General features: G+C 37.2%; 12 protein-coding genes. 2 read left to right on the top strand and 10 right to left on the bottom strand.

Annotation, left to right across the window (positions count from 1 at the left end):
• Positions 1–4: 4 nt before the first annotated feature.
• From mrdA to purH, 5 genes are read right to left on the bottom strand one after another with little or no spacing between them, the layout of a single operon-like run.
• Positions 5–1861, bottom strand: coding sequence for a penicillin-binding protein 2 (mrdA, locus tag ABH942_RS06805; protein ID WP_370030435.1), 1857 nt, complete (start codon positions 1859–1861; stop codon positions 5–7).
• Entirely contained in the window at positions 1858–2367 is a 510-nt protein-coding gene (locus ABH942_RS06800; RefSeq protein WP_370030433.1) for a rod shape-determining protein MreD, read from the bottom strand. The genes mrdA and ABH942_RS06800 overlap by 4 nt, the downstream gene beginning before the upstream one ends.
• Positions 2360–3190 carry a rod shape-determining protein MreC gene (gene mreC / locus ABH942_RS06795; RefSeq protein ID WP_370030431.1) on the bottom strand — a complete coding sequence of 277 codons (831 nt, stop codon included), beginning with the start codon at positions 3188–3190 and terminating at the stop codon, positions 2360–2362. Before mreC ends, ABH942_RS06800 begins: the two co-directional genes overlap by 8 nt.
• A 12-nt stretch (positions 3191–3202) precedes the next feature.
• Positions 3203–4231, bottom strand: a complete 1029-nt coding sequence (locus ABH942_RS06790; RefSeq protein WP_056072239.1) for a rod shape-determining protein — start codon at positions 4229–4231, stop codon at positions 3203–3205.
• A gap of 57 nt (positions 4232–4288) precedes the next feature.
• Positions 4289–5815, bottom strand: a complete 1527-nt coding sequence (gene purH, locus ABH942_RS06785) for a bifunctional phosphoribosylaminoimidazolecarboxamide formyltransferase/IMP cyclohydrolase (RefSeq protein WP_370030429.1) — start codon at positions 5813–5815, stop codon at positions 4289–4291.
• 276 nt (positions 5816–6091) lie between these two features.
• On the opposite strand from purH, the gene ABH942_RS06780 reads away from it, so the two are divergent.
• Positions 6092–7342: an ABC transporter permease gene (locus ABH942_RS06780; protein WP_370030427.1), complete on the top strand. Its 1251-nt coding sequence runs from the start codon at positions 6092–6094 to the stop codon at positions 7340–7342.
• A 62-nt stretch (positions 7343–7404) separates the two neighbouring features.
• Here ABH942_RS06780 and accD read toward each other — a convergent pair whose 3' ends face one another.
• The 3 genes from accD to ABH942_RS06765 form a co-directional block, all read right to left on the bottom strand.
• Entirely contained in the window at positions 7405–8259 is an 855-nt protein-coding gene (gene accD, locus ABH942_RS06775; protein ID WP_140000728.1) for an acetyl-CoA carboxylase, carboxyltransferase subunit beta, read from the bottom strand.
• 70 nt (positions 8260–8329) lie between these two features.
• Complete coding sequence (gene fbaA, locus ABH942_RS06770) at positions 8330–9397, bottom strand: class II fructose-bisphosphate aldolase (RefSeq protein ID WP_370030425.1); 1068 nt, start codon at positions 9395–9397, stop codon at positions 8330–8332.
• A gap of 48 nt (positions 9398–9445) precedes the next feature.
• Complete coding sequence (locus tag ABH942_RS06765) at positions 9446–12013, bottom strand: BamA/TamA family outer membrane protein (RefSeq protein WP_370030423.1); 2568 nt, start codon at positions 12011–12013, stop codon at positions 9446–9448.
• A 35-nt stretch (positions 12014–12048) separates the two neighbouring features.
• Between ABH942_RS06765 and ABH942_RS06760 the strand changes: the two genes are divergently transcribed.
• Positions 12049–12774: a TrmH family RNA methyltransferase gene (locus tag ABH942_RS06760; protein ID WP_370030421.1), complete on the top strand. Its 726-nt coding sequence runs from the start codon at positions 12049–12051 to the stop codon at positions 12772–12774.
• 2 nt (positions 12775–12776) lie between these two features.
• On the opposite strand, the gene ABH942_RS06755 is transcribed toward ABH942_RS06760, so the two are convergent.
• The gene (locus ABH942_RS06755; protein ID WP_370030419.1) at positions 12777–13481 is read right to left on the bottom strand and encodes a porin family protein; all 705 of its coding nucleotides are present in this window, start codon (positions 13479–13481) and stop codon (positions 12777–12779) included.
• A gap of 2 nt (positions 13482–13483) precedes the next feature.
• Positions 13484–14215: a bifunctional demethylmenaquinone methyltransferase/2-methoxy-6-polyprenyl-1,4-benzoquinol methylase UbiE gene (gene ubiE, locus ABH942_RS06750; RefSeq protein WP_370030417.1), complete on the bottom strand. Its 732-nt coding sequence runs from the start codon at positions 14213–14215 to the stop codon at positions 13484–13486.
• Between the last annotated feature and the right edge of the window lie 27 nt (positions 14216–14242).

Here is a 14242-nt window from a genome sequence, read left to right as displayed (position 1 = left end):
CTATCTATTGATTTATTCGGAATGGCTGGCCGCTGGTTACTTTTGCATATTCACTTTGAAGGCTTCCTTCCAACATTCGTTTCTCTAAGTCAGTACGCGTAATTTTCCCACGAAGGTATTTTTCCAACATTAAACTGGCAATTGGCCCGGCCCAACGTGCACCCCAATATCCGTTTTCTACGAATACTGCAATGGCAATTTTTGGATCGTCTTTTGGTGCAAAGGCAACAAAAATAGAGTGGTCAGTAAGCTGTGTCGTTACACCATTAATTTTTGTTTTATTTTCTGCTGTACCCGTTTTTCCACAAATATCGATTCCTTCTACTCTTAGAGAACGTGCGGTTCCTTCATTGTAAACAGCAAAAAGACCTTCGATTACAGGCTTGAAATACTGCTTGTCTACCGTAGTGACATGCTTGGTCGTATATTTCTTGTCAATCGTATGGTTCTTGATCTTCTTGATGATATGAGGCGTATAGTAATAGCCTTCATTCGCCACGGCAGCCATCATATTCGCTAATTGTATCGGAGTAGTAGTAACTTCTCCCTGACCGATAGAATTTGAAATAATGGTCGTGCTTCTCCAGCCACCGTTTGGATACCATCGTTTATAATATCTTGAATCAGGAATATGTCCTTTTCTTCCAGCCGGCAGGTCATAGCCCATAAAACTTCCTAGTCCGAAACTTTTGAGGTGGTTACTCCATGCATCAACACCATAAGTAGGTTTTGGATATTTGTTAATCGTTCTCATGAAAACATTCGCAAAATAAGTGTTGCAGGAATGAGCGATTCCGGTATGTAGATTATTATCACCTACATCGTGGCATTTCATAAAGGCACCACGGCCATAAGAAAATCCATGACTGCAGTGGAATTTTGTGTTTTCGTCAATCACTTCTTCTTGTAAACCAATCAATCCGGTCATGATTTTAAAAGGAGATCCGGGAGGATACTCTGCTAAAAGTCCTCTGTCATACAGAGGTTTGGCAATTGAATCCTGACTAAGTTTTAAATAATTTTTAGAACGGTCTCTTCCAACCAAAATAGCAGGGTCGTAAGATGGTGCTGAAACCAAGGCAAGAATCTCTCCTGTTTTTGGCTCCAGGGCAACAATTCCTCCACGTTTGTTTATCATCAGCGACTCGCCGTATTTTTGAAGCTCAATGTCTAATGAGAGCGTAACATCTTCGCCTTGAACGGCAATAGTGTCATAAATACCTTCTTTATACGAACCGATATCACGATTGAAACGGTCTTTTTGGATGTATTTTACTCCTTTGGTTCCACGAAGAAATTCTTCATAAACTTCTTCAACACCTTGTTTTCCAATCAAATCGCCGCTTTTGTAGTACGGATTCTTCTTGATAATGGCATCGTTTACTTGTGCGATATACCCAAAAACATTAGCGGCTGCATTGACCTGATAGTCCCTAAGCGAACGTTTCTGTATATAAAATCCCTGATATTTCCTGATTTTTTCCTGAAATCCGGCATATTCTTTTTTGTTTAGCTGAGGTAAGAATACAGAAGGAAGTCTTGGACTATAGACAGTCGCTTTATTCATTTTGGTAATGAATTCTTCTTTTGTAATCTTTAAAAGCTTGCAGAACTCTAAAGTATCAATTTCCTTGACATCTTTTGGAATGACCATGACGTCATAGGATGGTTGGTTGGCAACCAAAAGAACACCATTCCTGTCAAACATATAGCCGCGTTCAGGATAGTCGTATTTTATCTTAATCGCATTGTTATCAGACTTTTTGATAAAGGAGTCGTCAATAATTTGAAGATAAAAAAGCCTGGCCACAATGACAACTGCAGATACAATTATTAAAGTAGGAAGAAGAATTTTTCTCATCTCTTGGCGTTAGGCTTAAATATATAAATAATTACTATACAGAGTATTAATGTGAAAATTGAACTGAATAGGGTTCGCAATAAAATATTGAATATAAAGCTCAGTTTAAAAATTTCTAATAAGAACAGTATAATATGGTGCGTAAATACCGAAATCAAAAGGAATGAAAAACGTTCAGGAGTCAGCTTGTCGTTAATCTTTACGGTTTGGTACTCATAACTCACTCCAAAAGAAAACTTGAAGAAAGTTGGCCTTACGTACGCCAGGATGACGCAGGCGGTTGCATGCACGCCTCCGGAATCGCAAAACATATCCATAATAATACCCAGTAAAAAACTTGCTAGCAACAATCCAGCCCTGTTTCCATTTACAGGATAAAGAAGAATAAATAAGATATATGGATATGGATTTACATAACCCCAGAAGTCAATTTCATTAAAAACCAACACCTGTGCGGCAAGCAAAAGTATAAACCGAGCAATATTTATTAATAAAGTACTATTCATTTTCTGCCTGCGTTTTTGCCTCTAGTTCTTCAATTTCTTTTCGCTCATAGTTTTCAAGAACATACACATGGCCAAGATTAGTCATGTCGTTGAAAAGTCGTATGTTCAAGGTAAAATAATTCGTCTCCTTATCGGTATATATCTTGTCGATTACACCAATATTTATATTTGGAGGGAAAGTCACAGATTCATTTCCGGTTACAATCGTATCGCCTTTTCTGACATTGGCCAATCGAGGCACATCAATCAACTGCACATAACCGGTACTTTTTCCATCCCAACGCAAGGTTCCAAAATGGTTGGATTTTTTGATACGCGCATTAATTTCTGATTTGACATTCAAAATGCTGATAACCGTAGCGTAATTTTTTGAGGTATGCTCTACAATTCCAATAATTCCTAAACTGTTGACTACTCCCATGTCAGGTTTGATCCCGGCTTTGGTACCGGCATCCAATGTCAGGTAGTTCTCTTTTACGTTATAGGAATTTTTAATGACTTTGGCCTGTACGATATTGATTTTTCCGTAACCTTTTAAGCTATCTCTGACTACTATTCCAGAAGAATCCTTAGCATTAAAAAGCATTTTTTTGAGAATAGCATTCTCTTTGGCAAGCTGTTCGTTCTGTGTTTTCAGATTCAGATATTCCTGAACATTATGGATTCTTTCATAAACTCCACCGGTGATAAAATTAGCAGAAGTTACCGCCTTGCTTCGATGATAGGAATGAGATTGAATGGTAAGCACTAACGAAATGCCCAAAAGCAGCAAAAACAGCAACCTGTTGCTGTTTTTAAGTATAAAATTAAATATTTGCTGCATGAACTATGCTTGTTATTTTATTAATATGCTTCTGAATTTTGGGATGTTTTTAAGTGCCATTCCCGTTCCTCGGACTACCGCTCTCAATGGATCTTCTGCGATGTATACCGGAAGGTCGGTTTTTTGCGAAATTCGCTTGTCTAATCCTCTCAGCATTGAACCTCCTCCTGCAAGATAAATCCCTGTGTTGTAAATATCGGCTGCCAATTCCGGCGGTGTCTGGGACAAAGTCTCCATAACGGCATCCTCAATTCTTTGAATGGATTTGTCTAAGGCTTTGGCAATTTCTCTGAAAGAAACCTCTACCTGTTTTGGTTTTCCGGTCAGCAAATCACGACCTTGAACCGACATATCGTCTGGCGGGCTTTCCAAATCTTCAATGGCAGCACCGATTTCAATTTTGATTTTTTCAGCGGTACTTTCTCCAACGAAAAGGTTGTGCTGAGTTCTCATGTAATAAACGATGTCATTTGTGAAAACGTCACCCGCAATTTTTACCGATTTATCACAGACGATTCCTCCAAGAGCAATAACCGCAATTTCGGTTGTACCACCACCTATATCAACAATCATGTTTCCTTTTGGTTGCATGATGTCTACTCCAATACCGATAGCCGCAGCCATTGGTTCGTGAATCAGATAGACTTCTTTACCGTTAACACGTTCTGCCGATTCTTTTACTGCTCTCATTTCCACTTCTGTAATTCCGGATGGAATACAGATTACCATTCTCAAAGCAGGCGTAAATAATCTTTTCTTTAATGCAGGAATGCTTTTTATAAACATACTGATCATCTTTTCAGATGCATCAAAATCAGCAATAACCCCATCTTTCAAGGGCCTTATCGTTTTTATGTTTTCATGGGTTTTACCTTGCATCATACTCGCTTCTTTACCAACGGCAATAATTTTGCCGGATACTCTGTCGCGAGCTACAATTGATGGGCTGTCTATCACAACTTTGTCGTTGTGAATAATCAGGGTGTTGGCTGTACCAAGGTCTATTGCGATGTCCTCGGTCATGAAATCAAAAAATCCCATAAGTAATTTTAGGGTTTAAAAATGTTTATAAAATTTTAACATGCAAAGTTACATAATTTAATGTTTGAAATGACGAGTTCCTGTAAATACCATTGCAACTTTATTTTCGTTACAATAATTGATACTTAACTCGTCTTTTATGGAGCCTCCTGGCTGAATTACAGCTGTAATTCCGGCGTTATGAGCAATTTCCACACAATCCGGGAAAGGGAAAAATGCATCACTTGCCATTACGGCACCTTTCAAATCAAAATTAAAACTATTTGCTTTTTCTATTGCTTGTTTTAAAGCATCAATACGTGACGTTTGTCCTGTTCCTGATGCGATAAGCTGTTTGTTTTTTGCCAATACGATTGTATTCGACTTTGTGTTTTTGCAGATTTTTGACGCAAACAACAAATCTTCAGTCTCTCCAGAAGATGGGGGAGTTGTAGTAACGGTCTTTAAGTGCTCTTTATTGTCTGTTACATTGTCTTTATCTTGAACTAATAATCCGTTCAGACAGGTACGAACCTGTTTCTGTGGTAGTTCGATGTCGTTTTGGACTAAAATAATTCGGTTTTTCTTTTCAGATAATATTTCAATCGCAGCTTCATCATAGCCTGGAGCAATGACAACTTCGCAGAAAAGTTGGTTGATTTCTTTTGCCGTATCCGTATCGATTTTTCCATTGGCAATAAGAACACCACCAAATGCAGAAGTAGGATCTCCTGCCAATGCATCAAGATATGCTTCTTTCATCGTATTTCTTGTTGCCAATCCGCAAGCATTGTTATGCTTTAAGATAGCAAAAGTTGGATTGTCATTTTTAAATTCCAGGATAAGGTTTACGGCTGCATCAACATCTAAAAGGTTGTTGTATGATAATTCTTTTCCGTGCAATTTTTTAAATATGGCGTCAAAATCTCCAAAGAAAAATCCTTTCTGGTGTGGGTTTTCTCCGTAACGCAAGATCTGGCCGTTTGCAACGCTTTCTTTATAAACCGTATCGTCTGTATTGAAATAATTAAAAATAGCAGTATCGTAATGAGACGAAACGTGGAATGCCTTTGTAGCGAAAAGTTTTCTGTCTTCTAATGTCAGTGTACCATTTTGTTTAGTGATTACATCAAGGAAATCGCCATATTGATCTACTGAAGCTACAATTACAGTGTCTTTGAAGTTTTTTGCTGCAGCACGGATTAAGGAAATACCACCAATGTCAATTTTCTCGATGATATCGGCTTCCGAAGCTCCTGAAGCTACAGTTTTTTCAAAAGGATATAAGTCAACAATTACTAAATCGATTTGTGGAATCTGGTATTCTTCCATCTGCTGAACATCACCTTCATGATCCTGACGATTTAAGATACCGCCAAAAATTTTCGGATGTAATGTTTTTACCCTACCTCCTAGGATTGAAGGATAAGAAGTTACATCTTCTACAGGAACTACAGGAATTCCAAGATTTTTGATAAAATCTTCTGTTCCGCCGGTAGAATAAAAGGTTACATTTTGCTCATGCAGTTTTCTTACGATTGGTTCCAGTCCGTCTTTCGAAAAGACTGAAATCAAGGCAGATTTGATAGTTTTTGAAGTACTCATTGTGTTGTTGTGTTTAAAGGTGCAAAAGTAGCTATTGTAACTTTAACTATAAAACAATAAATACATGTTTTTTAGGTTTTTTTCAAGATTTATTTCGAGTGGCAGTTTAGGTTTTTTGAAGCCGTTTTGATGCTTCAATTTATGTTTGGAGAGTTTTGTTTAAGATGTTGTTTGGGAACATCCCCGTTACTGTTTTTCTTTTAACAAGAAATATGGAAGTTTTTTAGGAAATTGTATTAAAATTACTGAATTTTACAGAGACTCAAATTCAGCTTTATGGTTCTATATCTGCGCTTGTTGCGAGAAAGTTTTGGCTTTGCCCTGAATGCGTTACGCAATAATAAATTGCGAACCATTCTTTCGCTTCTTGGTGTAACCATAGGGATTTTTTCAATCATTGCCGTACTGACGGCAGTTGATTCTTTGGATAGGAAAATTAAAGAGGATATGAGTACGTTGGATAAAAACACTATGTATCTGAAACGTTTTTCTTTTGGACCTTCTGATGTGCCCCGTTGGAAAAGAGAGCAATATCCGAATGTTACTTATGAAGAATTTGAGTATCTCAAGAACGCAGTCAATGGGATGGATAAATCTACTTATCAGCTGTTTACAAAACGCGAGATTATAAAATATGAAGACAAGACGGTTAGTGATGTCAATATAGTTCCTGCTACCTATGAATTTGTTGAAATCCAGCCACAGAAAATAAAAGAAGGCCGTTTTTTTAATGAATCCGAATCCAATTCCGGAACAGCAGTCGTTTTGGTTGGTTATGAGGTTGCGAATAGCCTTTTTGGAAATAGTGACCCTATAGGAAAGAAAATCAGACTTTACGGCCAGCGGTTTACCGTAATAGGAGTGTTGGAAAAACAAGGGCAGGGAATGTTTGGCGCGAACAATGATGTTTCTGCCTTTATTCCGGTTAATTTTTTAAGAAATAAGTTTGGTGACCATAATGATTCCATGACGCCTATTATTATTATCAAACCTAATCCGGGTGTTGATATGGATGCGTTTAAAGGTGAAATTATTCAAAAGTTACGAAACAAGAGAGGATTGAAAGTTGGTGACGACGATAACTTTTTCATTGACGTCTTGTCGGGTTTTACGGATCTGATTGATGGAATTGTAGGGACAATGAACCTGATTGGATGGGCTATAAGTTTCTTTTCTCTTTTAGTAGGAGGATTTGGTGTTGCCAACATTATGTTTGTATCGGTAAAGGAACGTACCAACCTGATTGGGATTCAGAAATCTTTAGGGGCAAAAAATAGATTTATCTTATTGCAATTCTTGTTTGAGGCTATTATATTGTGTCTTATTGGTGGAGTAATAGGTTTGTTGATGGTTTGGGGAATTGCGGCTCTCTTGACTAATATATTGGAATTCAAGTTTGTACTTGGATTTAGGAATATCATGCTGGGGACGGGTTTGGCGGCCTTTATAGGTTTGGTATCCGGAATATTACCGGCTATTTCAGCTTCCCGATTGGATCCGGTTGAAGCCATCAGGACAGGAATGTAAAAACAAAAAAATAGATATAAAAAAATCCCGATGTTTTCATCGGGATTTTTTTGTTTTATTTCTTATCGGATAGGATTGTTAAGAATCAAATCCAAATAGAGGTTTATCTTGTTTTTCAGCTCTTTTCTTGGCGTGATAAAATCCAGGAATCCGTGCTCTAATACGAATTCTGCTGTTTGGAAACCTTCAGGAAGATCTTTTCCGGTAGTGTCTTTTACAACACGAGGTCCGGCAAATCCAATTAATGCTCCAGGTTCAGAAATGTTCACGTCACCCAACATGGCATAAGAAGCTGTTGTTCCTCCTGTAGTAGGATCTGTACATAACGAGATGTATGGAATTTTAGCTTCGGCCAATTGAGCCAATTTAGCAGAAGTTTTTGCCAGCTGCATCAAAGAATAAGCAGCTTCCATCATTCTGGCTCCTCCTGATTTTGAAATCATTAGGAAAGGAATGTTGTTTTTGATAGAATGGTCAATTCCTCTTGCGATTTTTTCACCAACTACAGCTCCCATAGAACCACCAATAAAAGCAAAATCCATACAGCAAACTACCAGGTCTTTTCCTTTTGATTTTCCTACTGCTGTTCTTACCGCGTCTTTGAGCTTGGTTTTCTCCATAGCGTCTTTTAGTCGGTCTGAATATTTTTTAGTATCCACGAAATGTAGCGGATCTTTTGATGTCATCTTAGCATCCAGTTCTTTGAATTCGTTATTGTCGAACAAAATCTCGAAATATTCCTTGCTTCCGATTCTAACGTGAAAACCATCTTCCGGGCTCACATATAAATTTCGTGCTAATTCATCTGCATCTACGATTTTTCCTGTAGGCGACTTATACCAAAGTCCCTTAGGAACATCTTTCTTGTCTTCTGTAGCGGTTGTAATTCCTTTTTCTGTTCTTTTAAACCAAGCCATAATATTTTTTAATTATGAATTATAAATTATGAATTAGGGATAATGCAATTCGTAATTTGTAATTTTGAATTTATAATGTATTTACGTTGTTCAGGTCTTTAAAAGCCTGCTCTAAACGGGTATTGAAAGTAACTTCTCCTTCACGAATCCATTTTCTTGGATCATAATATTTCTTATTTGGAGCTTCAGGTCCTTCCGGATTTCCGATTTGAGTTTTTAAATAGTCAATATGTTTAACGATATAATCTCTGATTCCTTCTGTAAAAGCAAACTGTAGATCTGTATCGATATTCATCTTGATAACGCCATACCCGATAGCTTCTCTAATTTCTTCCAAAGTTGATCCTGAACCTCCGTGGAATACGAAATCTACAGGATTGTGTCCTGTATTGAATTTGTTTTGTACGTATTCTTGTGAATTTCTAAGAATTTTTGGTGTAAGCTTTACATTTCCTGGCTTGTAAACGCCGTGTACGTTTCCGAAAGCAGCTGCTATGGTAAAACGTGGGCTGATTTTTAGAAGTTCTTCATAAGCATAAGCTACTTCCTCAGGCTGTGTATATAGTTTTGAACTGTCTACGTCAGAATTGTCAACTCCGTCTTCTTCTCCACCTGTGATTCCAAGCTCGATTTCAAGAGTCATTCCTAATTTAGACATTCTTTTTAGGTATTCTTTGCAGATTTCGATGTTTTCTTCAATCGGTTCTTCTGATAAATCAATCATGTGAGAGCTGAAAAGGGATTTTCCTGTTTCGGCAAAATGTTTTTCAGAAGCATCCAAAAGTCCGTCGATCCATGGCAATAATTTTTTTGCGCAGTGATCTGTATGCAAAATAACAGTTGCTCCATATGCTTCTGCTAAAGTATGAATGTGTTTTGCACCTGCAATGGCACCTGCAATGGCTGCTTTTTCGTTTTCGTTAGATAAGCCTTTTCCAGCATTGAAAATAGCACCTCCATTAGAGAACTGAATGATAACCGGAGCCTTTAACTTTGCAGCAGTTTCTAAAACGCCATTGATTGTGCTTGAGCCAGTTACGTTAACGGCAGGCAATGCAAAACCTTTTTCTTTTGCGTATTTAAAAATCTCTTGTACCTGATCACCGGTTGCAACTCCTGGTTTTATATTATGAGCCATTGTGTTTTTGTTTATAGTTAAAGGATACAAAAATAATAATTTCTGAAATTAGAATGGGTAATTAATTCCAATATTTAATACGGAGTGTCCTAAATTGTAATCTTTAAACCATCGGTTTCCAACTTCTTTGGCAGGGTCGTAGGTCTTGAAGCCTATGTCCAGACGGATGACGAAGAAGTTAAAATCATATCGGAATCCAAAGCCGGAACCTACCGCAATATTTTCTAAAGAGCGTATTCCTGTGAAAGTAGATTTTGGATCTTTCACATTGTCCAGCACGTTCCAGATGTTTCCGGCATCACCAAAAATAGCTCCGTTTAGCTTTCCTAGCATTTTGAATCGGAGTTCGGCACTATATAAAATCTTTAAGTTGGCTTCGTTAAAGTCGTTTATACTTCCACTGCTGCCCGGCCCTAAACCATAAGATTGCCAAGCTCTGTTGTCATTGGAGCCACCGGCAAAATAACTTCGGGAAAAAGGAATGTTATCTGAATTTCCGTAAGGAATGGCTATTCCGAAAAAGGCTCTCATCGCCAATACTCTGTTGCCGGACAATCCCCAGTGTTTTATAAAATCGAGTTCTCCTTTAATATATTGCGAATATTCAATTTCGAGTATGGTTTTATTGCCCAACGCGTTTTTTGGCTGCTTGGCAATATCTGAAATTAGTCCTAAAAAGTTTCCTGCCGACTCTATTTTTGTCTTGAAAATCCAGAAATTATTGTCAAGAAGGTCAGTTTTTGTGTTTTTGGTAAACGTATAACTGGAAGCAAAAATCAGGTTGTTTTCGGTCAATCGGTCTTTTCTTTCAGAAATACTTTCAATAACTCTTAAGTCTTCCGGACTTGTTGTGATAGTAGGGTTTGGGCCAATGACATCTTGAAGGAATCCATTTGTTCCGGATTCAATAATCAGGTTTCCGCTAGTATTGAAATATAGAGGATTGACCTGGCTTGCATAATCTTTTGCTACATCATTCAATCTTCCGTAAGAGGAACGATACACATTAAAGTAGTTCGCCTTATTGATGTTTTTTACATATTGGATGTTGAACAGGTCAAAACGGGAAGTTGTGTTTCGTTTTGGAGTCCAGGTATAATACATCGAAGCAGTCAGATTCTCCTTGTCCAGACCTATGTTCTGCTGTTTTGCAAAACCAAGGCTGAAAATAGTGTTGGGAATCATGTTTTTTGCAATAATCTTGTCCGTATTAAAAGGAGAAAAGAATCGCGGAATATTTAACTTAACATCGGCACCATATTCTGATAAGTTGAAAAATACATTGTTGGGATTTGCAATTCCTAAATCTGTTGACGAACCAATATTTCCCCTAAGCGAAAGTTCCAATGTTTCCGCACCTCGGAAAAGATTACGGAATGTTCCTGTCATACTGCCTGAAATACCAAAGTTCTGGATATTGGAATGCGTCACGTCGGCAGATGCACCAAAGCTAAATTTCTTTCGGGGCGTCAGGTAGATATTTGCGATAAGCGAAGATTCATTAACATCTGTCGAATCTTCTACGAATTGAATGTTTGGGTAATTGAAAACGCGTAGGTTGTTTAATGACCTTGAAGTTGCTGTTCTTCGGAAATCGGCATAAGTACTTCCTTTCGAAATAAAAATAGCATCGGTCAATGCTTTTGGTCTGTAACGTAACTTGTCTTTGCTGTAAATATTGAAATTATTGTAAGTAGCACTGTCAGCAACTTTAATTCTATTGCTGTTGGAAGGACTATCTGTAAAAATATTTACTTCGCTTATTTTATAAAGCTTGAAAGGTTTTGTAATGGTTGTATCTCCAACACGTACATTTCGGTCAGATATCTTCAGGTTTACATTGGTTTTATGATTCGTGTCAATGGAGTCGCAAATAAAATTAATATTTGTAGGCTGAAAATAATAAGCTCCATTATTTCTGAAGTTTGTAGTAATACGTTCACGTTCGGCCTCAAAGTTTACCGATTTGAACTGTTGTCCGGGTATGATAAGCGTTTTGTTTTTGTTTTTTTCATATAGCGAATCCAATGCAGGTGTTCCTATTTCTCTGGAAAGGGAATCAATAATGTAGGGATGTCCAGTGGTTACGGTATAGTGTATCTGTCCTTTTTTATTAGGAAGTGTATCGATTTTATATGATGTCTTTGCATTAAAAAAACCGTTATTGAAATAATAGGCGCGTAATCGGGCAGTTGATTTCTTGGCTCTAGCTTCATCAATAATCACAGGAGGTTCGCCGGTTCTTTTTAAAAAGTTGTGAATGCCGGAATAAAAAAAGGAGTTTCCTAAACGTTCTACTTGTTTCTTGGAGAGCAATTTAGAGAGGCGTTCGTACTTTTTAGGGTTGGCTTTCATTTTTGCCTTAAAAGAAGAATCCGGATTTTGTTTTGCAAGATTGTATAAATTCAATCGTAAATTATATCCCAAAATGGTACTGTTGGGTTTTTGATACAGAAGATTGTTGATGGCCTCATCTTTTGTGATCTGGTCATTTACAAGAATTTCATTCTTTGTTAAAAGTCTTTTTCCTTCCGGAACTCTTTTTACAGTGTTACAGGCGGCAAATATGATTCCTATTAGAATAAATAGTGATATTTTTGTACTTATCTTTTTCAAGTGTCGGGCATATTTAATTCAAAAATACATTTTTTATGGTTAGCAAAAACCAAATAAAATTAATAACGAGCTTACAGCAGAAAAAATTTAGAAAAGAACATCAGTTATTTTTTGCCGAAGGGAAAAAAGTGATTCAAGAACTGATCCATTCTGATTTTTTTCTGGAAAATTTATTTTCAACTACTGCAGTCTTTCCGGAGGTAAATCCAAAAAAGATACTACCCGTTTCTGAAAGCGAACTGAAAAAGATTAGTGCCCTTACTACACCTAATGACTGCCTTGCTGTTTTTAGGATGCCAGAAGCTAAAAGTATAAATGAAACGGGATTAATTGTGGCGTTGGATGATATTCGTGACCCTGGAAATTTAGGGACTATTATACGTTTATGTGATTGGTTTGGCATTTCCGAATTGGTCTGTTCTGAGGAAACGGTTGATATTTATAATCCTAAAGTCGTGCAGGCTACTATGGGTTCAATTGCAAGAGTTAACGTTACGTATGTAAATCTTGAAAAGTTTATATCTGAAACCACTTTGCCTGTTTTTGGTACGTTTATGGATGGTGATAACATTTATAAGTCCGATCTTCCAAAAGAAGGTATTATTGTTATGGGTAATGAAGCTAATGGAATTTCATCTCAAATTGAAAAAACGGTCAATCATAGGATTGCTATTCCAAGATTCGGAAATCTGCAACAGACAGAAAGCCTAAATGTGGCTACCGCTACCGCTATTATCCTAAGCGAATTTAAAAGAGGTTAAATTTATTGGAAAGTAAAATTGATAAAGACTCCTCGTGTTTTCATTGAGGAGACATTGCCTGTCCACGGACTGTTTGGATCGTTATCACGGATTAACTCATCGTCCAATCCAAATACGCCTCGAATTGAAGGAGAAAATTTGAAATATTCTAAATATAAATCGACACCAAATCCTAATTCGTAGTTATTCGTCCATTGTTTCATTCTGAAACGGTTGTTTAAGTTATCTTCTTTCGATTTTGAATTACTTCCCAGGTTTAAGGAAGTTGAAACACCTCCAACCAAAAAAGGACGGATGTTTCCGGTTCTCAAAGAAGAAAACTTTAATAATAAAGGGAAGTGAATATAAGTTGACTTTACCTGTCTTAATGCATCGCTCTCATCCTCAAAACCAGTAAATCGCAGGTCTCTCTGCGTGTAATATAGTCCCGGTTCAAAACGAAGGTCAATATATTCATGCAGTCTTAAATTTCCAATAAGTCCTACGTTAAATCCGGTGGTTCCTTTTACCTGAATGTCTTTGCCGGGCTGCTTGTAGTCCAATCTAAAATCATAGGCGTTAAATCCAAGGAAGTAGCCCCAATAAACGCGCTGTTTGTCCCAGTTTTCTAAATTGATAATAGGGTCTTTGCTGAATAGGTTGGTGCCAAATTGCGCCTGACTATTCAGAGAAAAAGCTAAAAGAAGAATCGCAAATATTTTTTTCATATTTATTTCTTAGATGCAGAATAAATTGTTGCAACTCCAAAAGTTTGTGGTTGATCTGCAACTTCTATAAACCCAATTTTTCTCAAAATATTGTTTAACGCTTCGCCAAAAGGGAAAACTGAAGCCGATTCGGATAGATAGCCATACGCGGCATTGTCTTTTGAAAACACCTTTCCTATAAGTGGAAGAATGTTTTTTGTGTAAAAACTATAGAATTGTTTGTAAGGTGATTTTGTTGGGTTGGAGGTTTCTAAAATGACAAAAACACCACCCGGTTTAAGAACGCGAAGAATTTCGGAAAGTCCTTTTTCCAGATGCTCAAAATTTCGGACGCCAAAGGCAACGGTGATAGCATCAAAAGAATTGTCCTCAAAAGGCATATTTTCTGAATCTGCCTGAATCATTTCGATTCGGTCTGAAAGGTTTTTGGCTTCAATTTTTTTTCTTCCAACTTCAAGCATTCCTGCAGAAATATCAAGACCGATTATTTTTGAAGCATTGGTTTGCGACATCAATATAGCTAAATCTCCTGTTCCGGTAGCAATATCTAAAATAGTTTCAGGTTTTTTTGAGGCTACAATCTTCAGTACTTTTTTTCTCCATTTGATATCGATACCAAATGAGATGATGCGATTTAATCCGTCGTATTTTCCGGAAATAGTATCAAACATTTGTTCAACCTGCTCTTTCTTTCCTAAAGACGAACCTTTATATGGAGTGACATTCTCTGACATTTTCAATAGTTTGCGCAAAGATAAGCT

Source organism: Flavobacterium sp. 28YEA47A, assembly GCF_041262125.1.
In the GTDB taxonomy this organism is placed as follows: domain Bacteria; phylum Bacteroidota; class Bacteroidia; order Flavobacteriales; family Flavobacteriaceae; genus Flavobacterium.
This window is presented reverse-complemented; position numbering and strand designations above follow the sequence as displayed.

Bases quoted from the DNA above. Each gene is read 5' to 3' on its own strand.
- ABH942_RS06760 (WP_370030421.1), top strand. From the start codon at position 12,049: ATGGTTAGCAAAAACCAAATAAAATTAATAACGAGCTTACAGCAGAAA.
- ABH942_RS06780 (WP_370030427.1), top strand. From the start codon at position 6,092: ATGGTTCTATATCTGCGCTTGTTGCGAGAAAGTTTTGGCTTTGCCCTG.
- ABH942_RS06790 (WP_056072239.1), bottom strand. From the start codon at position 4,231: ATGGGATTTTTTGATTTCATGACCGAGGACATCGCAATAGACCTTGGT.
- mreC (WP_370030431.1), bottom strand. From the start codon at position 3,190: ATGCAGCAAATATTTAATTTTATACTTAAAAACAGCAACAGGTTGCTG.
- purH (WP_370030429.1), bottom strand. From the start codon at position 5,815: ATGAGTACTTCAAAAACTATCAAATCTGCCTTGATTTCAGTCTTTTCG.
- ABH942_RS06755 (WP_370030419.1), bottom strand. From the start codon at position 13,481: ATGAAAAAAATATTTGCGATTCTTCTTTTAGCTTTTTCTCTGAATAGT.
- mrdA (WP_370030435.1), bottom strand. From the start codon at position 1,861: ATGAGAAAAATTCTTCTTCCTACTTTAATAATTGTATCTGCAGTTGTC.
- ABH942_RS06800 (WP_370030433.1), bottom strand. From the start codon at position 2,367: ATGAATAGTACTTTATTAATAAATATTGCTCGGTTTATACTTTTGCTT.
- accD (WP_140000728.1), bottom strand. From the start codon at position 8,259: ATGGCTTGGTTTAAAAGAACAGAAAAAGGAATTACAACCGCTACAGAA.
- ubiE (WP_370030417.1), bottom strand. From the start codon at position 14,215: ATGTCAGAGAATGTCACTCCATATAAAGGTTCGTCTTTAGGAAAGAAA.
- fbaA (WP_370030425.1), bottom strand. From the start codon at position 9,397: ATGGCTCATAATATAAAACCAGGAGTTGCAACCGGTGATCAGGTACAA.